The sequence below is a fragment of the Streptomyces sp. MB09-01 genome (genome assembly GCF_033794505.1).
In the GTDB taxonomy this organism is placed as follows: domain Bacteria; phylum Actinomycetota; class Actinomycetes; order Streptomycetales; family Streptomycetaceae; genus Streptomyces.
This window is the reverse complement of record NZ_JARAYQ010000120.1, coordinates 1-24,153: the sequence shown is the minus strand read 5'-3', so window position 1 is coordinate 24,153 and position 24,153 is coordinate 1. Positions and strand designations below refer to the sequence as shown.

At 67.5% G+C, this 24,153-nt stretch carries 21 protein-coding genes and 8 pseudogenes; 16 read left to right on the top strand and 13 right to left on the bottom strand.

Annotated elements, in window-relative coordinates; all coding sequences use genetic code 11:
- Positions 1-325: 325 nt before the first annotated feature.
- The 4 genes and pseudogenes from PV721_RS24035 to PV721_RS24020 all read left to right on the top strand — a co-directional run.
- The gene (locus PV721_RS24035; RefSeq protein WP_319727639.1) at positions 326-1,093 is read left to right on the top strand and encodes a S8 family serine peptidase; all 768 of its coding nucleotides are present in this window, start codon (positions 326-328) and stop codon (positions 1,091-1,093) included.
- A gap of 693 nt (positions 1,094-1,786) precedes the next feature.
- Positions 1,787-3,331: a DNA/RNA non-specific endonuclease gene (locus PV721_RS24030; protein ID WP_319727637.1), complete on the top strand. Its 1,545-nt coding sequence runs from the start codon at positions 1,787-1,789 to the stop codon at positions 3,329-3,331.
- Positions 3,238-3,654 carry a DNA/RNA non-specific endonuclease gene (locus tag PV721_RS24025; protein ID WP_319727636.1) on the top strand — a complete coding sequence of 139 codons (417 nt, stop codon included), beginning with the start codon at positions 3,238-3,240 and terminating at the stop codon, positions 3,652-3,654. Before PV721_RS24030 ends, PV721_RS24025 begins: the two co-directional genes overlap by 94 nt.
- Positions 3,655-3,853: 199 nt before the next feature.
- A pseudogene (locus tag PV721_RS24020) lies at positions 3,854-4,390 on the top strand (transposase); the annotation flags it as partial.
- Positions 4,391-4,416: 26 nt separating this feature from the next.
- Here PV721_RS24020 and PV721_RS24015 read toward each other — a convergent pair.
- A pseudogene (locus PV721_RS24015) lies at positions 4,417-4,911 on the bottom strand (HU family DNA-binding protein); the annotation flags it as partial.
- 258 nt (positions 4,912-5,169) lie between these two features.
- Positions 5,170-5,406 (bottom strand): hypothetical protein, encoded by a 237-nt coding sequence (locus PV721_RS24010; protein WP_319727635.1) that lies wholly within the window; start codon positions 5,404-5,406, stop codon positions 5,170-5,172.
- A 7-nt stretch (positions 5,407-5,413) separates the two neighbouring features.
- On the opposite strand from PV721_RS24010, the gene PV721_RS24005 reads away from it, so the two are divergent.
- The 4 genes from PV721_RS24005 to PV721_RS23990 all read left to right on the top strand — a co-directional run bounded on the left by PV721_RS24005 (position 5,414) and on the right by PV721_RS23990 (position 11,084).
- Complete coding sequence (locus PV721_RS24005) at positions 5,414-5,812, top strand: tyrosine-type recombinase/integrase (RefSeq protein ID WP_319727634.1); 399 nt, start codon at positions 5,414-5,416, stop codon at positions 5,810-5,812.
- Between the two features lie 451 nt (positions 5,813-6,263).
- Positions 6,264-6,674: a hypothetical protein gene (locus PV721_RS24000; protein ID WP_319727632.1), complete on the top strand. Its 411-nt coding sequence runs from the start codon at positions 6,264-6,266 to the stop codon at positions 6,672-6,674.
- Positions 6,674-6,988, top strand: coding sequence for a CU044_2847 family protein (locus tag PV721_RS23995; RefSeq protein ID WP_319727630.1), 315 nt, complete (start codon positions 6,674-6,676; stop codon positions 6,986-6,988). The genes PV721_RS24000 and PV721_RS23995 overlap by 1 nt, the downstream gene beginning before the upstream one ends.
- A 4-nt stretch (positions 6,989-6,992) precedes the next feature.
- A complete protein-coding gene (locus tag PV721_RS23990) occupies positions 6,993-11,084 on the top strand; it encodes an eIF2A-related protein (protein ID WP_319727629.1) in 4,092 nt (1,363 codons plus the stop codon).
- 286 nt (positions 11,085-11,370) lie between these two features.
- Here PV721_RS23990 and PV721_RS23985 read toward each other — a convergent pair.
- Positions 11,371-11,472 (bottom strand): annotated as a pseudogene (locus PV721_RS23985) (LexA family protein); the annotation flags it as partial.
- Positions 11,473-11,894: 422 nt separating this feature from the next.
- Here PV721_RS23985 and PV721_RS23980 point away from each other — a divergent pair.
- Positions 11,895-12,074 carry a hypothetical protein gene (locus PV721_RS23980; RefSeq protein WP_319727628.1) on the top strand — a complete coding sequence of 60 codons (180 nt, stop codon included), beginning with the start codon at positions 11,895-11,897 and terminating at the stop codon, positions 12,072-12,074.
- Positions 12,075-12,337: 263 nt separating this feature from the next.
- Here the strand turns inward: PV721_RS23980 and PV721_RS23975 are convergent, their stop codons facing one another.
- Genes PV721_RS23975 through PV721_RS23965 form a run of 3 tightly spaced genes read right to left on the bottom strand, consistent with a single transcriptional unit; the run spans position 12,338 to position 15,039 of the window.
- Entirely contained in the window at positions 12,338-13,984 is a 1,647-nt protein-coding gene (locus tag PV721_RS23975) for an IucA/IucC family protein (RefSeq protein WP_319727626.1), read from the bottom strand.
- Between the two features lie 30 nt (positions 13,985-14,014).
- Positions 14,015-14,836: a hypothetical protein gene (locus PV721_RS23970; protein WP_319727625.1), complete on the bottom strand. Its 822-nt coding sequence runs from the start codon at positions 14,834-14,836 to the stop codon at positions 14,015-14,017.
- Positions 14,833-15,039: a hypothetical protein gene (locus PV721_RS23965; protein ID WP_319727623.1), complete on the bottom strand. Its 207-nt coding sequence runs from the start codon at positions 15,037-15,039 to the stop codon at positions 14,833-14,835. Before PV721_RS23965 ends, PV721_RS23970 begins: the two co-directional genes overlap by 4 nt.
- Positions 15,040-15,179: 140 nt before the next feature.
- Here PV721_RS23965 and PV721_RS23960 point away from each other — a divergent pair, with 140 nt between their 5' ends.
- Positions 15,180-16,058: a hypothetical protein gene (locus PV721_RS23960; RefSeq protein WP_319727622.1), complete on the top strand. Its 879-nt coding sequence runs from the start codon at positions 15,180-15,182 to the stop codon at positions 16,056-16,058.
- Between the two features lie 575 nt (positions 16,059-16,633).
- Here the strand turns inward: PV721_RS23960 and PV721_RS23955 are convergent.
- Both PV721_RS23955 and PV721_RS23950 read right to left on the bottom strand, forming a co-directional pair.
- Positions 16,634-17,977, bottom strand: coding sequence for a site-specific integrase (locus PV721_RS23955; protein WP_319727621.1), 1,344 nt, complete (start codon positions 17,975-17,977; stop codon positions 16,634-16,636).
- A 105-nt stretch (positions 17,978-18,082) separates the two neighbouring features.
- Positions 18,083-18,667 carry a tetratricopeptide repeat protein gene (locus tag PV721_RS23950; RefSeq protein ID WP_319727619.1) on the bottom strand — a complete coding sequence of 195 codons (585 nt, stop codon included), beginning with the start codon at positions 18,665-18,667 and terminating at the stop codon, positions 18,083-18,085.
- Between the two features lie 78 nt (positions 18,668-18,745).
- On the opposite strand from PV721_RS23950, the pseudogene PV721_RS23945 reads away from it, so the two are divergent.
- A pseudogene (locus tag PV721_RS23945) lies at positions 18,746-19,198 on the top strand (transcriptional regulator); the annotation flags it as partial.
- Here the strand turns inward: PV721_RS23945 and PV721_RS23940 are convergent.
- Positions 19,195-19,419: pseudogene (locus tag PV721_RS23940) on the bottom strand (transcriptional regulator); the annotation flags it as partial. The pseudogenes PV721_RS23945 and PV721_RS23940 overlap by 4 nt on opposite strands.
- Before the next feature lie 3 nt (positions 19,420-19,422).
- On the opposite strand from PV721_RS23940, the pseudogene PV721_RS23935 reads away from it, so the two are divergent.
- Positions 19,423-19,632 (top strand): annotated as a pseudogene (locus tag PV721_RS23935) (XRE family transcriptional regulator); the annotation flags it as partial.
- Between the two features lie 119 nt (positions 19,633-19,751).
- Here PV721_RS23935 and PV721_RS23930 read toward each other — a convergent pair.
- Positions 19,752-20,072 (bottom strand): hypothetical protein, encoded by a 321-nt coding sequence (locus PV721_RS23930; protein WP_319727618.1) that lies wholly within the window; start codon positions 20,070-20,072, stop codon positions 19,752-19,754.
- A 104-nt stretch (positions 20,073-20,176) separates the two neighbouring features.
- On the opposite strand from PV721_RS23930, the gene PV721_RS23925 reads away from it, so the two are divergent.
- Positions 20,177-20,647 carry a DUF3592 domain-containing protein gene (locus PV721_RS23925; RefSeq protein ID WP_319727616.1) on the top strand — a complete coding sequence of 157 codons (471 nt, stop codon included), beginning with the start codon at positions 20,177-20,179 and terminating at the stop codon, positions 20,645-20,647.
- Between the two features lie 195 nt (positions 20,648-20,842).
- On the opposite strand, the gene PV721_RS23920 is transcribed toward PV721_RS23925, so the two are convergent.
- Positions 20,843-21,208 carry a DUF6233 domain-containing protein gene (locus PV721_RS23920; RefSeq protein ID WP_319727614.1) on the bottom strand — a complete coding sequence of 122 codons (366 nt, stop codon included), beginning with the start codon at positions 21,206-21,208 and terminating at the stop codon, positions 20,843-20,845.
- 504 nt (positions 21,209-21,712) lie between these two features.
- Between PV721_RS23920 and PV721_RS44005 the strand changes: the two are divergent.
- The 3 genes and pseudogenes from PV721_RS44005 to PV721_RS23910 form a co-directional block, all read left to right on the top strand.
- Positions 21,713-21,901: pseudogene (locus PV721_RS44005) on the top strand (hypothetical protein); the annotation flags it as partial.
- A 31-nt stretch (positions 21,902-21,932) separates the two neighbouring features.
- A complete protein-coding gene (locus PV721_RS44000) occupies positions 21,933-22,280 on the top strand; it encodes a hypothetical protein (protein WP_416371166.1) in 348 nt (115 codons plus the stop codon).
- Between the two features lie 37 nt (positions 22,281-22,317).
- Positions 22,318-22,737 carry a hypothetical protein gene (locus PV721_RS23910; RefSeq protein WP_319727612.1) on the top strand — a complete coding sequence of 140 codons (420 nt, stop codon included), beginning with the start codon at positions 22,318-22,320 and terminating at the stop codon, positions 22,735-22,737.
- An 11-nt stretch (positions 22,738-22,748) separates the two neighbouring features.
- Here the strand turns inward: PV721_RS23910 and PV721_RS23905 are convergent.
- Both PV721_RS23905 and PV721_RS23900 read right to left on the bottom strand, forming a co-directional pair.
- Positions 22,749-23,210 (bottom strand): annotated as a pseudogene (locus PV721_RS23905) (IS110 family transposase); the annotation flags it as partial.
- A gap of 496 nt (positions 23,211-23,706) precedes the next feature.
- The gene (locus tag PV721_RS23900; protein ID WP_319727611.1) at positions 23,707-24,102 is read right to left on the bottom strand and encodes a DUF6009 family protein; all 396 of its coding nucleotides are present in this window, start codon (positions 24,100-24,102) and stop codon (positions 23,707-23,709) included.
- Positions 24,103-24,153: the final 51 nt, after the last annotated feature.

Sequence of the window (24,153 nt, the reverse complement as noted above, 5' to 3'; positions counted from 1 at the left end):
CCGCCAGCCTTCGACCGCGAGCAGTACCGCCAGCGCAACACCGTCGAACGCTGCATCGGGAAGCTGAAACAGCACAGGGCAGTCGCAACCCGGTACGACTGTGAGGATGTTGGGGTGCTGCTTCCGGCGGTGGCCTGACTCGCGATACGACTGGCCCTGGTGCCTTGAGTTTGATCTGTCGGCCACTGCTCGAGGCGGTACTCGCTGCCGCCGGGCAGGGGCCGTGTCCCGATAGGGGCCTTCGCGACAGGCACCGTCACAGTCTTGACCGCCCCCGGCCCGGCGACGGCCACCGGTTCCCGAGGCGATCAGGAGACAGGCGACCTTGACCAGCATCACGCAGTCCACCGCCCCATGTCACGTTCCGGCGGACACCGACGACGTCGGCCCGTCCCAGGAGGGACGCTTCAAGCCCGATGTCGTCGCCCCCGGCACGGCGATCCTGTCCGCCCGCTCGCGGCTGGCGCCGGAGATCACGGACTTCGGTGTCTCCACGGACCCCGCGTTCATGTTCGTCAGCGGTACCAGCATGGCCACCCCGCTGGTGGCCGGCTGTGTGGCGGTGCTGCGCGAGACGCTCGTGAAGAACGGCACCCCGAAGCCCAGCGCCGCGCTCATCAAGGCCATGCTGATCAACGGCGCCGACGAACTGGCCGGCCAATACGTCCCCAGCGAGGCGGGCCCGTCGCCGAACAACAGCTCCGGCTTCGGCCTCGTCAACCTCCAGCGTGCCGTCGTCCTGCCGACAGACGCCGGCCGGGCGGGCTTCAGCGACGCCGGGGAACTGGACCAGGGGGAGGAGCGTGCCTTCCTCATCACCGTTCCGGAGGGAGCGGCCCGCACTCTGAAGGTGACCCTCGTCTGGACGGACCCACCCGGGGCGGCCCTGCAGAACGACCTCGACCTGATCGTCCGCGCGGACGGTCAGGAACGCCACGGCAACATGGGCACGGGTCCCGGTTTCGACCGCGTCAACAACGTCGAGCAGGTCCACTGGCGGGACATCCCCGCCGGGGAGGCCGAGGTCGTCGTCAGCGCTCACCGGATCAGCCGGTTCGCTCAGCCTTACGCCGTCGCCTGGCGCATTCTCTGACGCATATAAGGGCAATGTCCCGGCCCGTTCGGTCGGGCCGGGACGACGGTCACGGGTCGGGCGGCATCCGACCTCCAGGACGAGGCGTCGGCTCCCGACGCGCACGGCGAGGGTGATCCGCTGCCGGACGCACGCCATGCGGGCACCAACTGCAGCGGGCTCCACCCGTCACGCTCTCGCCCCGTCACCGACACGTCGGCGAGTAGGACTTGTCCGGTCGATCATGCGGTTGGCGCGAGTGCTTGGCTGCTATGCCTCGGGAACGATGGCCAGCTGAAGCCGGTTGATGTCGCCGTAGTGCTCTGTTTGGATCTCGATCGGTTCGTCCTGGTGTTCCGGCGCTGTGGCTCCCTTTGAGGCGAGTGTTCGGCGGTGTGCTGTTCGGAGCCTGTCGACACGCCGTGGTCCATCCGTGCGGCACCCCTTTCTCTCACGGGCTGGCCAGAGTCGTGGGGCAGGCGCGGCCGAGGACAACAGTGTTTACGGTCTGTTACTGCCTTACGGAAAGTCACCTTCTGATTCATTGGATGCTTATGGGGTGACTGTGGCTTTATGCCGCAGTGGCCTGGCACCCCCGCTCCCCGTGGTCCGAAGGACCTTGCGAGCGTTTCGCACGCCCAGCCGGCCCGGGAGGGCCCAGCGGCGCCACCCCAGGTCGGCACGTGCCCGTACACCTTCGTGAAGGGATCATCCATGGTCGCCGCCAAGAAGAAGAGTGCGACGTCGAAGACCGCCCGCGAACAGGACAAGCTCGTCGAGTCCCTCCGGCAGTTCATCCGGGCCAAGGGTCCGAACTACCTCACCGACCCGAATGTGACCAGCATCGGTATCGGCTACCGGAAGAAGGGAGGCAAGCAGACCAAGGAGCTCACGCTCCAGTTCACGGTCGGTGTGAAAGCCGACGGACACGAGCTGGAGGCGCTGGATACTACGCCGATTCCGGAGACCATCAGGGTCGACGGGGTCGACGTGCCGACCGATGTCCTGCAGCGCAGCTACAAGCCTCAGTTCCTTGTGGTGCCCGAGGCAGAGACCCCGGGCCGCAAACGGCGCCTGGACCCCATCGTCCCGGGTGTGAGCGTCGGGCACGTGAAGGTGTCGGCCGGCACGATCGGGGCGATCGTGTTCGACAAGAACGACGGCACCCGTTATGTGCTGAGCAACTGGCACGTGTTGCACGGCCCGGACGGCGAGCTGGGTGACGTGGTGGTGCAGCCTGGCGCGCACGACGACAACCGGATCGCCCAGAACCGTCTCGGCATCCTGAAGCGCTCGCACCTTGGTATGGCCGGCGACTGCGCGGTCGCCACCATCGAAGACCGGGACGCCGACCACAGCATCTTCGAGCTCGACGTGATGCCGGAAGAGCTGGGCGAGCCGGAACTCGGCGACAAGGTCGTCAAGAGCGGCCGTACCACCGGCGTCACCCACGGTGTCGTGCGGCGCATCGAAACCCTCGCACAGCTCGACTACGGCGACGGGGTCGGGCTGCGGAACATCGGCTGCTTCGAGATCGAACCCGACCCGGCCACCCCGCCCACCAACGGCGAGGTCAGCCAGGGCGGCGACTCCGGCGCCCTGTGGATGTTCAAAACAGGCAACGGCCGGCCGGGCAAAGTAGTGGCCGGGCTCCACTTCGGTGGCGAGGGAAGATTCAGCCCTGACGAGCATGCTCTCGCCTGCCTGCCCCGCTCGGTCTTCGAAAAGCTCGACATCAGCCTGCAGCAGCCCTCCATCGAAGAAGCCGTAGTCGTCCAGGGATACGACCCCGCCTTCCTCGGCACCCACATCGACACCCCGCGCCTCACCGCCGCGGTCAAGGACGATGCCGTCCAGCTCAACGACACCGACGTCATTCCCTACACCCACTTCTCCCTCGCGCTCAACGGCGTAAGGGGATTCGCGTTCTGGGTCGCCTGGAACATCGACGGCGCCTCCCTCCAAAAGCTGCCTCGCAAGGGAATCAAGTTCGTCAAGGACCCGCGCCTGCCCGACGACGCCCAGATTGGCAACGAGCTGTATGAGGACAATCCTCTCGACCGCGGGCACCTGGCCCGCCGCGCCGACCTTCTGTGGGGAGCACCGCTGGAGGCCAAGAAGGCCAACAAGGACTCCTTCCACTACACCAACATCACCCCCCCCAGATGGAGGACTTCAACCAGTCCAGCAAGCGCGGCCTGTGGGGGCAGCTCGAAGACGCACTCTTCACCGAAGTCGAGATCGACGACCTCAAGGTGAGCGCCTTCGGCGGACCGGTCTTCCAGGACGACGACCGCATCTACCGCGACCGCCAGATCCCCCGCGAATTCTTCAAGGTCCTCGCCTTCGTCGAGCAGGGCCAGCTCAAGGCCAAGGCCTTCCTGCTCACCCAGAACCTCAACCAGCTCGAAGCCCTCGACCTCGATGAGTTCCGCGTCTTCCAGGTCGCACTCAGCGAGGTCGAAAGCCGCGGCCGCTTCCGCTTTCCCACCGCCCTGCGCAACGCCGACACCCTGACCGTGCCCGAATCCCTCGCAGCCCGCACACCGCTGGAGGACCTGACCGACATCGACTGGCGCTGAGCGGTCGCATCACACCCAGGAGGCCGGGGCCCGGCAGGCTCTGGCCGCTTGGGGTTCATGCGTGCACCTGGCACCAGCCGGGGACCAAGACCTTGCAGCCCGTCCTCGCCTAGCCTCGCCGTTTCACTTGGGGATGGCTGTGGGGCGGAAACGCGAAAGGGCCTTCCTGACCTGGGACAATGAACCTTGCTGAGGGGTTCTGTCGGTCCAGGCGGAGGGCACTTTCTACGTGCAGGCTATCGGGTTGCGTCCCAAGGTCCAGGTCAGTGCAGATGGTTCGGGTGTGGTCGGGTATGCCGGGACACGGTTGCTGGCGGATCTCGCTGATGCCACGGGGCTGACCGCCGCGTGCTCCGCCGCTCTCAGGCCGCTTCGGCCGCGCGGGACCGGACATGATCCGGGCCGGATCGCCACCGACCTGGCGGTGATGCTCGCCGGCGGCGGCGAGGCCATCGCGGACCTGGCCGTACTGCGGGACCAGGTAGGGGTCTTCGGCCCTGTCGCCTCCACGCCCACGGCTTGGCGGTTGCTCGCCGACACCGACGAGGCTGCACTCGCTTCGCTGCGAGCGGCCCGCGGTTCAGCCCGGGAAGTCGCCTGGATACAGGCCGCCGAGACCGGCAAGGGCATACCTGCTGCTCGGGCCGGCGGACGAGAACTTCCCGGCCTGGTTCTGGACCTCGACGCCACGCTGGTCACCTGCCACTCCGAGAAAGAGCAGGCCGCACCCACCTATAATTAGCCTCCACCCCCGATACCGGCTGTCTTCTTCACCGCAGTCTTCTTCGCCGCGGCCGTGGTCTTCTTCACCGCAGTCTTCTTCGCCGCGGCCGTGGTCTTCTTCACCGCAGTCTTCTTCGCCGCGGCCGTGGTCTTCTTCACCGCAGTCTTCTTCGCCGCGGCCGTGGTCTTCTTCGCGGGACTCTCAGCCGAGACAGCCAGGCTGCCCTTCGGAGCCTTCCGTACCGCTACCTCGCCACCCTTCGGTAGCTTCTTCGCGCCGCTGAGCAAATCCTTGAAACCCTGTCCCGGACGGAAGCGGGGTGCCGATGTCTTCTTCACGCGGACACGCTCGCCAGTTTGAGGGTTACGAGCGTAACGTGCAGGTCGTTCAACCCTTTCGAACGAGCCAAACCCTGTAACCGATACTCGATCGCCGGCCACAACCGCGCGGACGATCGCGTCAAGGACCGCGTCAACTGCATCGACGGCATCCTGGCGAGTGCCAAGCCTGTCTGCAACAGCTTCTACGAGGATCGCCTTATTAACCCCCTTGCGAGGATTCCCAGGCTCAGGCTCCCCCGCCGCCCGACTTGACCCCTTGCGAGGATTCCCAGGCTCAGGCTCCCCCGCCGCCCGACTTGACCCCTTGCGAGGAATTCCAGGGGCTGACTCCGCAGCCGAGTAGTAGATATTCGTCCCAGTAAGGGGCCGTCCAGGCTCCGGCGATTGCTCCCCGGGCTGCTGGGCCTCTCCACGCCTCCGACTCTGAATCATGAGCCCTATCCGTTTCTATTACTTCGAGCCCACTGAGACCAGGGAAATAATCACTGCATACACTGCTTCGAGACCAAGCAAAACAACCGCGACGCCATAGATTTTGGCTCTTTTGTTAATTTCCTTCTCGTTATCCCGTACAGCCTTTGCCATCCCCTTGGCCTGCGACCACAGCAGTCGGTCTTTTTCGACCTCTACACCATCCAAGATGTCTTGCGGATCCGGACCGAACCCCCAATCCTTTTTGGGAAACACCACATACATGATGGCCCTAACGATCAGCACCACGTGCAGGCTTTCGACCAGTACATCGACCGAACGGTTCGAACTCCTGGGCGCGGGTGGCAGCGACTTCCTGCTGGTGAACCTCTTCCGCGGAGTGCTGGGGGCGCCGATGAAGCCGGAGCCGGTCTACGAGCTGTTCGAGCGGTTGCTGCAGCGGGCGCGACTGTCCCGCCGGGTGGTTCCGCACATGGCCCGCCGGGGGTTCGGCAGCAACGTGGCCGATGCCGGCGGCCGGCTCGACGAGGTGCAGGCCCTGCTGGGGCAGGAGCACCCGGAGTCGGCGCGCCCGTACCTCATCCCGGACCAGGCGCGTCTTCGCAAGGCGATCGAGCGGGTCCCCTCGCCCCGGGAGCTCCACGCGCGGGGTGAGCGCTGATGGCGGCGATCGCTCTTCCTATCCGGCCGACGGCGGGGGCGGCTCGCACCCGCCAGCTGGTGGAGCACTGCGGGTTCCGCTGCCCCGGCCTAGTCTGATCGTGTAGCCCGCTCCCCATCGGAGGTGAGGCGATGTCCGGGGTTCACAAAGGTGGCGGTGGGCCTCGCGGTCCCGCAGGGGAACGGCATCGAGGACGAGACGGCCGAGGCGTCGTGGACAAGGGCGGGGAGGGCTGCACTACGACCGCTCCGTTCGCGTGCTGGCGCGAGTCGAGGACCCTGCGGGCACCACCTTGGACTTCGGCTTCCACGTGGACGGCAACTGCGCGGGCGGCGTCGCGCTACCTGGCAACGCCGGCCGGCGGACATCGTGAAGCGAGGTCGGGAAGTATGTTGAAGCCGGACGCTGCATTCCGGAATGCCAGGCCTCCGGAACGGCCGGGGAGGACGCGATGGTCCTGATCAACGGCCGCTGGCTACACGGCAAGGCCGAGAACGCCATCCTGTGGGAGTTCAGCGACATCTGCGACCTGTCCGGCTTCCAGCGCGGGTACGCGTCGGAGCCGGTCACCGAGAGCGTGACGAACGGCAGGAAAGCCGAGGTCGACGGCACCCAGGCGAACACGGCTACCAGCCCTTCCGGGGCCGACCGGAGCACGTACTACGTCGCCAAGGAAAGCGACCCGCGTCTGCTGCGCGTAGAGGGCAGCCAGGGCGGCGAGCGGGGCAGCGCCGAGTTCTCCGACTACGACGTACCCGCGCCTGCGAAGACCCCGTCGCCGTCGGAGTCCGTGGCCTGTCCAGCCTCCAGTAAGCGGTCGGGGCACGGCACCGTTCCAGCTCGCCGGTCCCGGGAGGCGTGATGGCACCGCTGGCTCGGATCCCGTTGGAGGGCGGGGGCTGCATTCTGGTCGAAGGCTCGGCCGCACTCGCCGGCCCCGTACAGGCCGGGCGCCTGGGCAACGCCGTGCACGACCTGCCGGTGAGCCTCCAAGGAGCCCTGGAACCGGTCACCCTGGCGGCCCGCGCCGCCCTTGACCAGCTCCGCAAGGCTGGCCCGGACGAGATCGCCGTCGAGTTCGGCGTCGACCTGGCGGTCGAGGCCGGCGCGGTGATCACCAAGACCCAGGCCAACTGCCACCTGAAGGTGACCATGACATGGACGCGCCCTGGCTGAGCCGATGAACGGCGCCGACAACACCTTGCCCTCGGCCGTCGCCCAGGTCCTCGACCCCGACGGCACGGTGGCCGGAGCAGGCTTTCTGGTGGCCGAGGGGCTCCTGGCAACCTGTGCGCATGTCGTCCAGGCAGCGGGAGGCGGCCCCGGGACGATCCTGCACCTGGCCTTCCCCCACCTCGCGGGCGCGCCCTGGGTTGAAGGACAGGTTCTGGGCGGGGAGGCGTGGCGTGCGCAAGAGGGAGAGGACGTGGCCTTCGTCCGCCTGGCCACTCTCCCGGCAGGCGTGCCGGCACTTCCGTTGGGCTCGGCGGCCGGCTGCCGAGGCCACCCGGTCCGCTCGTTCGGGTTTCCCGCCCAGGCCCCGCCGGACGGCCACTACGGCCACGGCGAGGCCGGCGGGCTACTGCTGGCCACCGAGAACAGGAGCTCACACCTCCAGCTGACCAACGCCAACGACCTCACCACCGGCTTCAGCGGCGCACCCGTCCTGGACGAGGTGACGGGCCTGGTCATCGGCATGATCACCGAGATCACGGCCCCCGACAGGCACCAGCGGGGCCAAGGCATCGCGTACGTCACTCCGACGCAGGTCCTACGGGAGATCCTGCCAGAGCTGGCCGAGCAGGAGGTGTGCCCATACCGGGGGCTGGAATCGTTCACCGCGGAACACGCCCGGTGGTTCGAGGGCCGCAGGGACGCGGTGCGCCAAGTCATGACCGGCCTGGCCGGACAGCGCAGACTGACGCTGCTGCTCGGCCCGTCCGGCTCGGGCAAGTCGTCCCTGATCCAGGCGGGTGTGCTCCGGGCACTGGCGGTGGGCGAGCTGCCGGGCAGCGACCGGTGGCTGCCCGTGATTGCGAGGCCGAGACATGACCTGCTGGCCGAGATCGAGCGTGCGGGCCTGCCCGGGGCTGCGGCCGGCGGAATAGCGGCCGCGGTCACCCGCAGGCTCCGGGCGGAGGACTCCTACGAGCGGGTCCTGCTGGTCGTCGACCAGTTCGAGGAGCTCCTCACCGAGCCGGCCGAGGGCGGAGGGGACCGTTCGGCCGTCGCGGGCCAGCTCCAGGCTGCCGAATCCACAGCCGATCTCTCCGTGATCCTGATCATGCGCGACGACTTCTATCCGCAACTGGCCGCGCAAGCGCCCGGCCTGCTCCAAGCCGCCATGCCGGGACTCCTCAACATCCCGGGCACGCTAAGCCCGGAGGACCTGCGCGACATCATCACCCTGCCGGCCCGGGACGTGGGACTTCACTTCCAGCCCGGGCTGCCCGAGCAGATGCTCGCGGATGTCCTGGCCACCAGCCCCGAGGGCACCACGACCCGCCAGGCACCGGCCACGGTGCTGTCGATGCTGGAGCTGGCGCTCAACCAGCTGTGGCAGCGGCGCCAAGACGGCTACCTCACGCACGAGGCCTACCGGCGCATCGGGGCGGTAGGCGGAAGCCTGACCACGTGGTGCGAAACCGCGCTCAACCAGCTGCCCGACGGGCACCGGCCCATCGCCCGGCGCATCCTGACCTCCCTGGTCCGGCCGGCCGACCCCGTCCACCGCATTCCCCCCACGCGTGCACAGGTCCCACTGGACGAACTCCGCGACCTGGCGGCCGGTCCCGAGGACGACCAAGCCGTCGACGAGGTCATCGCCGCCCTCACGCGCCACCGCATCATCACCACCCAGCGCCCGGCCGAGCCTCCTGGGCGGCCAGTGGCCGAGCTGATCCACGACGCGCTCATCCGGGACTGGGGCACTCTGCGGGAGTGGGTCAGCCAGGACCACCGCTTCCACGAATGGCTCGACCGCGCATGGGCACGACGAGCCAGCTGGGCAGCGAAGAAGGACCCGGGAGACCTGCTGGCGGGGACAGCACTGGCAGAGGGACTCGACTGGTCCCGGCAACGCGGCCTCCCCGCCGGCATACGGGCGTTCCTCACGGCAAGCAAGGAACGGCAGCAGGCCCTGACCCGGCGGAGCAAACGCCGCACCAGGGTGCTTGCCGGGCTGCTGGCCCTGGCACTCATCGCGGTGGGCGGGACTGTATGGCAATGGAGGGCAGCTGTGGAGGAACGTGAGGCGGCCCGGTCGCGGGTGCTCGCCGCCACGTCCAGCAACCTGATCTACACGAACCCCGAACTCGCCTCCCTGCTGGCCGTCCAGGCATACCGCACCAGCCCCACTCCCGAAGCCATCGAAAGCATCCGAAGCGCCGCAACCCTCCCGCTGCATCGACGCATGTCCGGTCATACCCAAGGGGTGAGCTCCGTGGCGTTCAGCCGCGACGGCCTCACCCTCGCCACCAGCAGTTTCGACCAGACCGTGCGGCTATGGGACGCGGCCACCGGCAAGACCCGTACGACGCTGACCGGGCACACCGGCCAGGTGAATTCAGTGACGTTCAGCCGCGACGGCAATACCGTCGCCACCGCCAGCAGCGACGGAACCGCGCGGCTGTGGGACGCGACCACCGGCAAGGCCCGCGCCACGCTGACCGGACACACCAACGCGGTGTTCTCGGTGGCATTCAGCCCCAACAGCAGAACCGTCGCCACCGCCAGCACCGACGGAACCGCACGGCTGTGGGACGCAACCGACGGCAAGACCCGCACCACCCTCACCGGACACACCAGCCAGGTGCTTTCGGTCGCATTCAGCCCCGACGGCAAAGCCCTCGCCACCGCCGGTTTCGACCAGTCTGTGCGGCTGTGGGACGCGGCCAGCGGCAAGGCCCGCGCCACCCTGACCGGACACACCAACGCGGTGTACTCGGTGGCTTTCAGCCGCGACGGCAAAGCCCTAGCCACCGCAGGCGCCGACGGAACCGCACGTCTGTGGGACGCAGCCAACGGCAAGACCCGCACCACCCTCACCGGACACACCGGTCAGGTAACTTCGGCGAGGTTCAGCCCCGACGGCAAAACCCTCGCCACCGCCGGCGTCGACCACACAGTACGGCTGTGGGACGTGGCCACCGGTGCGACCCGCACCACCCTGCCAGGACACACCGACACGGTACTTTCGGTGGCTTTCAGCCCCGACGGCAAGACTTTGGCCTCCGGCAGCAACGACCACATGGTGAGGCTGTGGGACGTGGCCGCCGGCAGCACCCGCACCACCCTGACCGGGCACACCAATTCGGTGTACTCGGTGGCCTTTAGCCCTGACGGTCGGACCCTCGCCACCGCCAGCGCCGACAGGACTGCACGGCTGTGGGACCTGACCACCGGCAAGACCTTGACCACCCTGGCCGGGCACACGGAGTGGGTGACTTCGGTGAGGTTCAGCCCCGACGGCAAAACCCTCGCCACCGCCAGCACCGACGGAACCGCGCGGCTGTGGGACGTGACCACCGGCAAGATCCGCAACACCCAGACCTGGCACACCATAGGGGTCGCTGCGGTGGCCTTTAGCCCCGACGGCAAAACCCTCGCCACCACCAGCAGCGGAAGCACCGCGCAACTGTGGGACGTGGCCACCGGCAAGGCTCGCACCACCCTGACCGGGCACACGGAGGCGGTGCTCTCCGTGGCCTTCAGCCCCGACGGCCACATCGTCGCCACTGCTGGCCTCGACGGGACGGCGCGGCTGTGGGACGTGGCCACGGGCAAGATCCGCACCACCCTGACCGGACACACCAACCAGGTGCTTTCGGTGGCATTCAGTCCCGACAGTAAAACCCTCGCCACCGCCAGCACCGACTTCACCGTGCGGCTGTGGGACCTGCAGACCGGCAGGACCCGCACCACCCTGACCGGGCACAAGGACTTGGTGAGTGCGGTGGCCTTCAGCCCCGACGGCAAAAGCCTCGCCACCGCCAGCCACGACTTGGACGCGCGGCTATGGGACATGACCACCGGCAGGACCCGCACCATCCTGACCAGGCACAGCGATGCGGTGAGTGCGGTGGCTTTCAGCCCCGACGGCAAGACCCTTGCCACCGCTGGCATGGACAAGACAGTGCAGCTGTACGATGTCGCCCTCCCAGAACCCGCCGCGGCGATCGAGAAGATCTGTCGCACCGTCGACCGCGACCTCACTCCCGAAGAACGGACGGCATACCTCCCAGGCCGGTCCGCCGGGCCCGTCTGCGGCTAGTAGGGTCGGGGACTGGCGCGGTGGCTTCCGCTCCGTTTCCAGCCCCCGCCACTTCAAACCGTGCGTGCGGTTCTCCCGCACCCCTTTTCCCTTGAAAGGGTCCACACCCTTTCGGCTCATACGCCTGTGGGGGCGGCCTTCAGACGACGGCACACGCCAAATCGAGTCGCCTCCCACTCACCCGATCCAGCGATAGCACCACACCTGTAGTGCACGCTACGGTCGTTCCCGTAGCTGCTGAGCTGCACCGTTCCTCACCGAACCGTGCTGTGCCACAGTCCTCCCCCAGAGAAGCGACAATGTCGCCGTGGTCGGCGCTGTCTTGGCGCCGGACGGTGACGATGTCGCCGTCGCAGATGGCGGCCTCGATCATGCTGTCTCCGACGACCGGTTGCCAACGAGTTCGACAAATCTTGGAGGGCTATGGTCGGGAACCGGTAGCAGACTGCCTTTCGCCGTGTGTGATCTGACGTAGGTTCGCTGCGATTTTCTGTGAAGCCCAGGTCCAGAAGCCAGCCCGCCGCAGGACCGATCCCTGTCTCTGGCGCGGCGGCATGGTCGAGCGGGTACCGGTGCCGAACGTCGGCTGGGACGGCAACGCCGGCCTGGGTGACCTGCTACTGGTCCGCCGCTTCTTCGGCGCGGACGTGCTGCCGCTGTGGCAGTGTCGGGACAACTCGCCGCTCGCCGGAGGCGACCGCATCGGTGAGATCCGCCTCGGCCCCGACCGCCTGGTCCTCGTCCTGCGCACTGACGTCGACGGCGACCTCGGCTTCGACCTGCTTGTGGGCTGCCCGTACTACGGCTGCAATGCCTCCGGCGTGGCCGGCGGTCCACAACGTCACCGATCCTCGGATCGCACACACCAGCACCACCGGCCAGCACCCGGACACCGTCTGTACCGTCCACGGCGGCCCCGAAGACCAGGACGACGACCCCGAGGGTGGCGCCGCCCTGGAGGGCCGGTACGCGGACGCGGTCCGGGCGTGAGTCGCGCCGCCGACGGTCCGCACCCGCTCACCCGGCCGGACTGCTGGCCGGGGATGAGTGGGCGCAACGGGTGCCCGGACTGTCACCTGCCGATCCAGGGCGGAAGCGCTGGCCTCGCCGGGCACCACCGAACCGTTCACAACCTGCGCCGTGCCCACGGTGTAGATCAGCGTCGGGGCTGTATGAGCGCTGGTTCAGCAGGCTTTCGCCGAGTTCGACCAGTTCAAATGCCTCGTCGTCCGATAAAGGCCGCATCGTCTCCCTCAGCTGCATGCCCATTGCATTTCCATGGATCGTCTCATTCGCAGAGCCAGCAACTGCTTGACAGGCAAGGAGAGATGACGCAGCTCGTCGATGCGATGCCGGGTCGCGCCGCTGTGATCGCGCAGCAGGCAATCCCAGGTCACATCGACTTGGCGGGCTAGCTCAGCGGGGTCAGCGCCGTGTCGGCGTACGAGATAGGTGCACACCTCGCCAAGGTGTGCGTAGTGCAGGCTGTGCCGCAACCTACGGGCCCCGTCACGCGTGGGCGCCATTGCGTTCCAGGTTCTTGGATCCAGCTGGAGTCCATGTTTGCTCAGCAGCGCCGGAACCCGTGCGGCGTCGAGGATCGTGGCGTCCAGGTCTCGCAGAATCATCCGGACTGCTCTGCCGTTGCGGATCTCGATCAACGAGTTTTGCAGGTGTGGTTCAAATGCCAGCCCCCATCTGGCATACCATCGCACCGGCTCTTCCATCACAAGTCGGCAGTACCGGCCGAAAAAATCTACCGCAGAGGCACCAGACCCGATGTCGAGAAGTCCTTTGGCGAGGCAGGGTGCGCTCCACAACAGGAGGGCGGGCACCACGGCGGCACCGCTCGACGATGACAACGGTTGTCTGATAATGGCAGCCACATGGCTACCGATCACGTCATCCGTCGCCAGTAGCGAGGCTAGATCGTATTGAAAGCCAATGGCCGATTCCGCCTCGTCGCCGCTCGCCTCATGCACCGATCTCACCAAAGCGGAGACCATCGGAGCATTGCGGACGTTAAGGGGGTACAGCAACCTTCGCTCCGCCGTCAACGTAACGTCAATCGGCAGTTTGACGTCATGTCGGGTCGCCTCTACCCGGCAGGTTCTCTGCGATGCCAGCGGAGTCGCCACCACTCCCGTTCCCAGGGGTTCGACGAGTCCCACGTCGCAGGCTCCGCGCAGGATTGCTGAGCCGCCCCACTGCCAGGGGTGCACCGGAATCGTTCCTGGGAGCCACGTGTCCTCGCTACCGGACCATGCCTGCCAGCAGCTTGCTTCATCAGCGTGGGCCACTGATACGAAGTGGTGTTGACGCAATCGCACCAACGGCATCCGCATGGTTTCGCCGGTGACATGGGAGCACTCGACGGCATCGGCCAGAGAGACGGGACTCCGTAGGGCAGGGAAGGGATAGTAGTTGTGACCGCCACAGGCCGGTTCGACCATGGGCGCGTCCAGGCGCCGCTTCAGGAAGAGCAAGCGTGTCAGGATGAGATTGGCCAGACTGTTGGTGAAGTCCTCAGACATCCGGTCGAAGGTGGACTCCGCCTGAGGCCAGGCATGTCGGAGTGCTTCCAGGAACTCACCTGCCGTGTTGACCGTCCGCCACCCGTCATGCGTCCACTGCGCTGGCGGGCCGGCCGCTTCGAGGCGATCCAGCGGCAGCGGCGCAGTGACCGGGATGCTCACAGCAGTGTGGGATGCCCCGGTGACCAGCCGCCACGTTCCCTCTCCATCCTGCTTCACCGCGCTCGGCCCTTGGAAACGCTCGCGATGGGCAGTGTGGATCAGCCGCAATACAGCGAGGCTTAGCGACTCCTCATAAACGACCAGGAATTGAGGCCCAGAGACCCCCGCCGTACGGCTCCACTGTTCAACCTCACCCAGGTCCAAAATTGCTCCGCCTCACCGCTGCACTTGGATTCAACGGCCCTGCGGGGGCGTGTCAGTCCGTCCAGTGTTGCTACAAACAGCACTGCTGCGGCACTCCTCGCGGGAACAGTGCAGCGGGAACACAAGCCCCTCGACCTCGGCGCAGGTGATTTCGTTGAAGTCCCGCATCCGGGACAGCATGAGTTCAACCAGTGCTGCAGGATCAGTGGCGCTCAGCCTCTCGATTAGCTCAGCGCTGTAGCCGACATGCCGGACCTCGTCGTGCAGAAGGCGATCCAGCAAGGCAGTCAGCTTGTCGCGTCGGGACGGATCGCAATAGGCCAGCAAGACGGGCCGTTGCAGCCGCTGATTGACGGCTGTGCGGATTTCGGCGATGTTCATCTGCACGAGATCGTCGATCGTGACCGGGTGCGCGAACGGCGAATCAGGAACGGATCGGGCTTCCATGCCGTGGTGATACTCCGGCGGAACCGCGTCCAGGTGAGTACGGACAGCCGGATCGACAGCACCGGGGAACACAAGGTCCAGCACGGCGATGTACCAACGAGCATGGCGCGCCTCGTCGATGGCGTGCTGTTTGACCAGATCGGCGATGCCCCTGTCCTCCGTGCAGGCCGCCAAACTCCACAGGCGACCGGCACCATCCGCCTCCCGTTCGGCGCTGGTGATCAGGGATTCAACGATCCAAGCGGGGTCCGAGGCGGCGCTTCGATAAATCTCGCCGTAGCGCCTTGTGCCGTACGGCGGCGGCGCGGTCGAACATGCCACCTCTAGGGCGCGACTGTACCGGGACAGTTGTCCCGGTACAGTCGCGCCGAGGTCACGCAGGGTCAGCTCGGCGATTACATTCATCGCGCCGTGGCGAAGGGTGCGTTGACAGGCACGAAAATCGGACGGGTGAACTCCTCGTTGGCGAAGGAAACCGCGTCCACCACGAGCCGTCCATCCAGCACCTGGCCGGTCATCCGAACCTTGCGCTCGGCGGCCAGGATCTCCAGAGCGTTGGCCTGTTCCCGCGGCAGCTCAAAGCTGATGGGATCGATCTTTTCGGTCATTACCCTCTCCTCTGCGGCATATCAACGCTGACGCCTAGATACTAGGCATACTGGTCGCCATCTTCTGGTAGAAGAGTGGTGTGTCGCGTGGCAATCTTCGACGCCCGCTGGGGTGCGCCCAAGGGCAAGAGAGGGCACTGATGCCAACCGCAGGGCAAGGCTTTTCCTTTGAAACATACCGTGCAGGATCACTCCGCACCGTTGGTACTGCGTTCATCCTGCCCAGCGACTGGCCCACGCTCGACGACTGGCAACCGCACGACGCTCAGGCTGTGGCCCGCATGTTGGATTCCCGTCTACGCGACCCCGCCCCGGCTGCTCGCGGGAAGATGATTCTTCTTGAAACCGACCAACTCGGCCATCCCGCAGACCGCAACCGCTGCCGGTGCTTCCAAATCCGCGATTCCCAGGCAACCGCTGTCTTCTGCGGAAACTCCGTGGCAGCGCTGGGAGGGGTGTCCGCCCACAGGGAGATACTGAAAGACGATCATGAGATAATCGCTCATTTCGAAGTCGTAGGCGACGGCGCCGCCGTCACTGCGCGGACGGCCGCATACCAGCTGCCACTCGGCTACAAAGTCACTCAATCCTGGTCCGTGACCGCCGACATGCTACGAGTTAGCAACGACATCATCGATGGTCTTGAGGTCGTGCGCTGCCGCCTACTCAACGACTATCTGCTCATCGACGCTCCACGCCTTCTTAGTATGCAAAAGCTGAGACAAATGCTAGGACGTCCTCTGCGCCTCGATGAGAAAGTCGTTGTGCTTGACAGAAATCAAAACCCACCCCGGGCTCAGTTCTTCACAGCCAACGGCCTTCACGGCGCAGCACCTCAGACCGGTTTGGCCATACTGTCCATTCTGGCCCACCGAATTGAATGGCTGGGCGATGCCTTGACAGATGGCGTGATCGAGACTCCGGCTGGAGTGGAAACGGTGGTTCCGATGGCATCATCGTCAACCTGGGAGATCCTCATGCCGGACGTGAGCGTACGCGTATATCCATTGACTATCTAAGCACCCTCGATTACTGGCGGCGCGGCCGTGAGCTGGCGCAGGAGAGTAGCTCAGAGTTGGAACACTGTCTTCCCGAGGCGGCGCCGCCAGCTCGCTGGGGCCCGTCCACGACCCTGACTTCTGTAACGACGCTTCGCAGGCCACGACGCGACCAGCGGCCGGCGCATCCCTGCGGTCGACACCGTCCTCCAGCAGTGGAAGGCAGTCAGGTTCTCCTGACCTGACTCGGCAGAGGACCGGCTGCGTACCCCCTTTGCCCCTGGAGTCCGCAGTGCGGGCTGGTCCGAAGGTGGAGCCAGAAAGACCCCGGGCAAGGCAGTGGGGCGGACCCGCTCAGTGGCCTCCTTTCGTCGGTGAGGACCGCCGCACAAACGCCCAGGCCTGGCTGGGAATGCCCAGTCGGGCCTCTGGCGTTTTTCATGAGTCACTGCACTGGATCTGCAGAAACTCGCCCAGTTGACTGCATCCTTCAAATACTGGACCGCCTTGAACTCGGCACCTCAACGAGCACGGGCTCCAACGGAAACTCTCAAAACATTTACCGCCCTGCCCCTGGCCTCCCTCACAGCGGCGCCTTACGGGACGATAGGGCTGGTCTTCCTTTCCGGGTGTGCCGACAGGACATAGCGGGTGGCAGAAAGGTTGGACAGACCGAAGAGCTCCATCAATCGGACGGGGTCGGCGCTGTGGCGTGCCTCGTCGACGATGCGGTCCACGCGCAGCCGGCTGGCAGGCAGGCCGACTCGCTGGAAGAGCAACTGGACCACGCCAGCGCTGATGGGCGGGCCGGAGTCGTCGACGGCGGTATTGCGGGTGACGAAGAAGTGGGGGTTGGAGCTGTCAGGGTCGGATCGCCGGAGGTGGGCGAGCTGTCCGGGGAGGAGGGCGTAGACGGCGACGAGGGCGACCATGAGGCGGTCGCGCGGGTCGCCGAGGCGGTCCAGGAGACTGGCGATGCGGTCGGAGGGCAGCGCCGTCGGCACGGATCGGCTGCTGGTGAGGGAGGCGCTGCGAGCCGGATCTCGGAAGACGAGGCGTTCGCGTTTGAGGGCCCTGAAGAAGGAGCGCAGTGCGGTGTGCAGGCGGCGGGCCTGGTCGCCGCGGAGCGGCTCCAGGACGTCCTCGATGTGTTTCCTGCTGATCTCGCGGGGATCGGTGATCCCGTCGGCGATCCACACTTCGAGGGTGGCCAGGATGGCGCCCACGTAGTTCTCGACGGTCTTGGGGCTGCGGGCCCGGCTGGAGGTGCTGCCCTGGCCGAGGAGTACGTCGATAAAGGTGTGCACCGCGGTGGAGAAGGCCGGGCGGGTAATGGCGGTGGCGTGGTGCCGGGCGCGGGCGATGCAGGGGTCGGTGGGCGGTTGTGTGGCGAGCAGGCCGCGTTGGCGGAGGTAGTTGATGACGCGGGCGCCTTGGAGGTCGGCGCTCATGGAGGCCAGGGCCCGGATGTCGCACTCCTGGATGGGAGCCTCGGCGCCGAGGTGCCCGGTCACGATGCGCAGGGTTCGGATGCTGCCGTTGAAGAAGTCGGTGTTCCATCCCCGGCTGCGCATGTAGGAGGTGAAGTCAGTGACCAGGCTGTCTGCTGCAGCGGTGAGGGCGGGCGGCGTGCTGGGGTCCAGACGGGTCCAATCCCGGGGCGGGGCCGGGTAGAGTTCCAGCTGGGCGGGGTCGAGAAGGTGCTCGGATGGTTGGCGTTCGGACTTGGCCAGAGCGCGGGCGCGGCGTCGTTTGAGGGCGAAGCGGCCTTGGGGCGCTGCGGCGCCGGGCAGGAGGCGTCCGACCGCCAGTCCTGCGGCATGGGGACCGGCGAACCACAGCTGATCGCCGTTCTTCATCGCGATCTGGGCGGTGTCGACCTCGGTTTCGGCGACGACGAGAGACTGGGGTCCGGCAGGCGCTGCCGGCGGGCGCCTCACAGTTCGGGCAGTTGGGCGTTCTACCGCCAATGCGGCCTGATCGGGCGTGAGATCCATGGCGGCTGTCTCTCAGAAGTGCCTCGCACAACGCGCCGGTTTCGAGATTCAATTGTGAGAATCGGGTGGGAGCGGATTTTCCCCGAGCCAGCGGCGCACTGTCTCCGCGTCCTCCCGGCGGCCAAGCTCGTCGAGCACCAATGCTTGTAGCTCCAGCACGGCATGAAGTTCTGGGAGCAGGGTGGGCGTCGTGGCGATACGACGGTGGTAGAGCTCCGCAGCCTCCGCCGTTAGTCGTAGAGCCTCGGAAGGGTCACCCTCCATCGCGGTGAGCGTTGCCATGACAGCCAGCGAGGTGGCGAGGTCAGGCTCGTAGGCGGCGGGGCTGTCGGCGGCCAGCCTGCGCCGGATCTCCACCGCCTGCTCGGTGGGTGTCAGGGCTTCTGCGCCACGCCCTACGTCTGACAACCAGATGCCGAGGTTGGACAGCGAGCGGGCGAGGCCGGGCTCGTAGGCGGCGGGGCTGTCGGCGGCCAGCCTGCGCCGGATCTCCACCGCCTGCTCGGTGGGTGTCAGGGCTTCTGCGCGACGCTCTACGTCTGACAACCGGGAGCCGAGGTTGGACAGCGAGCGGGCGAGGTCGGGCTCGTAGGCGGAGGGGTTGCCAGCGGCCAGCCTGCGGTAGATCTCCACCGCCTGCTCGGTGGGTGTCAGGGCTTCTGCGCGACGCTCTACGTCTGACAACCGGACGCCGAGGTTGGACAGCGAGCGGGCTGGTTCCTGGACGAGGAGGCGTTCCAGTGGGTGCGGGACCCGCAGCTGCTGTCGGATGAGGAGTGCCTGCTGCCGTACGCGGTCGGCCTCGACCTGAACACCGCGTTCCTCGCCGCCTCCGCCCGCCTGGTCGTCGGCCTGTCCGCACCCGACCACTTCCACGCGCCGAAGTTCAACAAGAAGATCCCCGGCAGCTGGCTGGTCGACCTGTCCGGGATCGAGCTGGACCCGCGTCTGCCCTCGCCGTTCACCCCGTCCGGGCAGCGGCCGACCGGGCCGGCCTGGTACCACACCCACACCCTCGCCTACGCCCAGGAGCTCGGCCACGACGTCTCCCCCATCGAGGCGTTCCTGCGCAGAGAGACGGGCGCGTACCTGGACCCGTGGCACGACCGCCTCAAGACCGCCTACGCCGACACACTCGCCGACCTCGGCGTCACTCCGGACATGTTCGCCCGCGCCTTGGAGATGATGGCTGCCCTGATGTCGGGGCGCCAGGTCGGCCGCTCCAGCGCGGGCCACCGCTCGCCGTCGCGGTAGTGGCGTCCCTGGGGGCGTTCGCGGAGCTTGCCGATGCCGCCCTTGACGGTGGCCTTGATCGCGGCCAGCACGGCCGCCATCCCCGGGTCGACCTGCTTGTGGTGCTCCATGGCGGCGAGAAGCTGCCGGTCGTCCGGGCCCGGTTCGGGTACACCGCACCCATCGGCACCACCGACGACGGCCGCATGCGCCGCCTCACCGTCCACCTCCCACCCGCCTACGCACAACGCCTCTTCGACGCCCAGCAGCACGGCGCCCCAGACCCGGAACTGCGCGCGATCGTGGATCAGATACGGCAAGGGAAGGGTCGCAGCGACGACCATGCGCAGGCTACAGTCCTGTGACTTACGGCCGATCAGCCGCCTTGGCGTTCCCAACTGCGGTGTGCGGGCGCAGCGGTTGGCCGACGCTCGGTGCGCGGGAAGACGTAGGAGCCCGGGCGCCGGCACCAGATGCGTGATGACTAATTCCGCCGCGGCCAGGCGTAGCCGAGGGACTCGGCCAGCTCCCGGTTCCCGCCCGTCAGCGTGGCGTATGTCGTGGGGTCGGTGCTCTCCAGCCGCTCCACCGCCGCCGCGGCCTGTGCCTCGGCCGGGCGGCCGTCGTCGGGCAGCCGCCACTCGAAGACCAGGCCGGGGCCGTCCCCCTCTTCCGGTCCCGGCGGCGCCGGGGCGGGCGTGTGGAGTCCGGGGTGAGCTTCGCGGACCAGCCGTTGACCCGCAAGAGCTGACCCCCGCCGGGGGCGGGGGCCTGGGGTCGTGGCCGCGGCGGAATGTGTGATCAACTGCTGCAAGGCGTACGGCTTCCGGCGTTGCGGCCGCCGGGAAGCAGCGGCGGAGGGTGCACGTCGCCCATCCGTCGACGTCTGCCGCGAATCGAGAAGCCGACATGAGCACGTCCCAGGTTCTTTGGCTCTTTGCGCTGATCTTCATCCCGGCCGGAGCCGTCATCGGCGCGGCGGCGTACCGCAAGGTGTGGCAGGTGCGCGCTCTGGTCCGGCGGGGGGCTCGGGCCCACGGCGTCGTGGTCCGCCTCGCGGCGACGAAGCTGGAGGGGCCGGGTGAGGGCGGCACCATCACCCTCCGAAGCTCCGGCACGACCGTGTACCACCCGGTCATCGCCTGGACCACCGCCGATGGCCGGGCGATGGAAACCAGGACGGACATAGCCCGCTCCCGGGACAGGACCCTGGCCGTCGGTACCCGGGTCGAGGTCCGCTACGACGCCGCGAAGCCCACCCGTTGGACGCTCCCGGCCGAGAGCAGCCTCCTGTGGTGGCTCTTCGTCGGGATCGGCGCCCTCTTCGTCGTGATCGGATCGGGTTTCCTCGTCGGAGCACTACGCACATCCGGGCTCTGAAGCCCAGCCCCAACCCGCTCCCATGCAACCACAGGCTTCTCGCCCGACGCGTTCGCGCGGTGCGCCGGGCATTCCGCTTGGTGTGATTCTCGGGGCGGTCTGCATGGCGGGGCTCTGCCCGATCGGCTGCCCAGGTCCCGGGCCCGATCTCTGGCCGGCTGATCGCCGTTCCGGCGCCGGGCGCGCGCAGTGGGCTCAGGGGTCGGTGACGCCGAGTTCTTGGGCAGCGGGGCAGATCGAGCAGGTTTCGACCTGGGGCTGGCGGAGGGCGTCGAGTGCCTGCTCGCGGGTGGTGGGCCGCGTCCGACCTGAGGCGAGGCGGCAGTCGGCGGTATGGGCGAGCATGCGCCCTCCCCTGCCGATGGGGTGTTCCAGCTTCCATTCGTTCAGCGGGGTGACGGCCGGCCCGTTGCGGGCCGCTTCGGTGACGCGGTCCCGGCGTTCAATATCGGCGATGCGGCCGCGGATCAGCTCCAGCAGAACCAGGCACCAGCGCTCCAGCGTCCGCAGTCGCTCGATGTCGGGCGGCAGGAGCCAGTCGATGTCGCGTCCGGCTGGCATCGCCTACGCCTCCTTGTGGGGCTGGAGGCCTTCCGCGGGAATGCCGGTCTCCCAGGCCGGCAGCTCCGTGCGGCCCGGTGTGCGCGGGGTGGCACGGCGGGGCAGGGTTCTGTAGATCACCCCAACATCGTACTATTGTTCGAATCTCCCGTTCCGCTTTCCGGCGTGCCTGTTCGAATAAATTTTCGATACGATGGCTACAGGGGGTGTCGCCGTAGACGACGAGCAGAGGGAACCGACGAGCGCCGACTCCCCCATCCTGCATCTGCGCTGCCCCCTGGACGTGGACCCGGTGATCTACCGGCTGCTCCTCGGCCTGGTGGCGGACGTGACCCCCGTGGTCCAGGAGGTCCCGCCATCGGTGCTCGTGGCGGACGTGTCGGGGAGCATCCGCTTCTTCGACCGGGACCCGGCCGAACTCGGGCTGATGATCAGGACCCGGGCCATGGCGCTGTACGGGCTGCCGGTGGTGATCGGCGTCGGCCCGACCTGGTCGGTGGCCCGATGGCCTCCCGGGACGCCCTGCGCAGCGGGTTGGTCGCCGCCGGAGCCGCGCCGGAGCAGGTGGCCGCGTTCCTGCACCACCGGCCGGTTGGGGAGCTCTACGGCATCGGGCGTACCCAGGAGCAGCGCCTGATCCAGTTCGGGGTACACACGATCGGTCTGCTGGCGCAGCTGCCGGAGGCCACCGTTCAGCGGGTCCTCGGCGGGCGGGCGGGCCGGCATCTGCGCGAAGTGGCCCGCGGCATCGACCGCCGGATGGTGGTACCAGCGGAGCTCCCGCACAGCACGACCGCGCAGCGGCGGTTCGCCCTCGACGCCCTCTCCCCCGAGGGCCGTCCGCGCCGCGCTGCTGTCGCTGGCGGTCGAACTAGGCGACCGGCTGCGGACCCGGCGCCAGGCGGCCAGGACGATCACGATGACCGTCACCCTGGCCGACCGCTCCCAGGTCCACCGAAGCCGCCAGCTGCCCGGCGGCCCGAGCGCGCACACCGAGGACCTCCGCGATACCGCGTACGAGACACCTCAGGGTCCTAACTCGTCAAGCTGCGGGCCTCAGGCCGCTGTGTAGCCTGTCGTTCTGTTCGAACGGGGTGAGGGGGCCGAGGGTGCACGTCGAACGACCGCATGCTGCGATCCAGCTCCCTGAAGGGTCCTGGTGGGATTGGGACGTCGTCGCCTGGGATGGCGGGCAGCTCAGGCTTGCCGCTGGCCATGACCTGTCCTACTACCACAGCCTGGAGCTCGTCTTCGGCGATCCGTTCGTCGTCAGTTGCCCATCCGCCTTTCACGATCCGGTCTTCCGCGCACCGACGCTGGACGAGGTCCTGAAAGTCACTCGTCAGCTCGGCGAGGAGCCGGCCGTCGTGGTCACCTTTGAGGCCGATGCAGGCGGGCAAGAGCCGGTCTCGTGCCTCATCGCCGCAGAGCGGCTCGACATCGTCCAGGAAACCGTCCTGCGGTACTGGCGCGAGGATGCGGGCCCCGATCAGCGCTTCGCTCCCTGGGTGCGGTCCTCAGGCCAGTAGGCGGTCTCTGGTCAGGCGGCCGCAGTGCCCACCTCGTCCGGCGGAGCTGGGAAGGCAAGGGCCTCGTCGTATCGCTGGTCCTGCTGGAGGCAGTGGTAGAGCTGGCCGATCATGCGGTTGAAGAGGTTGCGCTGGGCGGCGGCGTGCCAGTCTGCGTGATTGTCGCGTCGTCGCCGGTAGTGGGCTTTAGCGCCGGGCGAGGCGGTGATCGCAGAGAACGCCCAGAGGTAGCCGGCGTGGTTGAGGCGGTCGTTCTTCACCCAGCGGCGAGTGATGCTGGACTTCTTGCCGGACGCCCGGCTGATGGGCGAGGCGCCGGCGTATGCCTTCAGGCCGCGGGCGTCGGCGAACCGCTGTCGGTCGTCGCCGATCTCGGCGAGTACTCGGGCGCCGAGCTGGGTGCCGAGGCCGGGGAAGCTGAGAATGATCTCAGCGTCCGGGTGCTGAGGGAACGCTTCTTCGACTGCCTCGGCGCGTGAGACTGCCAGAGAGCGCTCGGCCACCACGGTCCTGGTCACCGTGCCGACGCTTGCCTTGGCAGAGCAGATCTACCGTGGGTGGGCCGCGGACTTCCAAGACGGGATGGAGGCCCTCTGACACCTCACCCACGTGCCGGGCTGTGTCTTGACGTGGGCGCGCAGCGCGGAGAAGTGCTTGTCACCGAGCGCGTTGGACAGAGCCGCGTGTCGTCAAGGAAGGCGACCCAGGTGGCGTGGGCAGCTTCGATGCCCGAGTTCGGCCAGGACGTGGGGGGACGTGGAATTGGTACGCGGCCCGGTCGTAGCCTCCGACCGCGCCATTGTTTCGGCCGTCCGCGCGCAAGAGCGCGCCCTCTGTCTCCCGGAGTCGGGCGAAGACCTGCCGCCGGGCTTTGAACCGTGGCCGCATCCGCACCTGGGAGGCGACTCGGCCGGGCGCAGATGCTCCTGCGTCCTGGAGAGCCGTACCAGGCGTAGTTCTGGGCCAGAACTACGCGGTCTTGACTGCGGTGGCGGCTATCGCCGCGCCGGGGCCGCCTTGGGAGCGGGGAGTCTTCTCTCCTACCCGGCGTGGCTCGATGGTTCGTGGGTCGACCGCTTCGCCGGGGGCGCCTTCCTGGTAGAGGCCGTCCGGTTCGGTGTCCCGGTCGTGCGGAAGCAGGAAGAAGACGCGTCGAAGTTGCAGGCCGCTGTCGGGATCGGCTTCGGCGTTTTCGTCGAGTTCGCTGTATCCGACCATGCGGCCGTCTCGTGCGTAGCGGGGCTTGCCGCGACGGCGGGCGGTCTTGTCGAGTGCTTGGCGCACGTAGTCGAGATCGTCTGGGTTCTCCAGCCACACCACGGTGCTTTCGTGGAGGAGGTCGCTCTCGTTCAGCAGCGAGCTCATGGCTGCAGCCCCTTTTCGTTGTCGGTGGCCGGGTGGTGGCCGGGGTGGGTG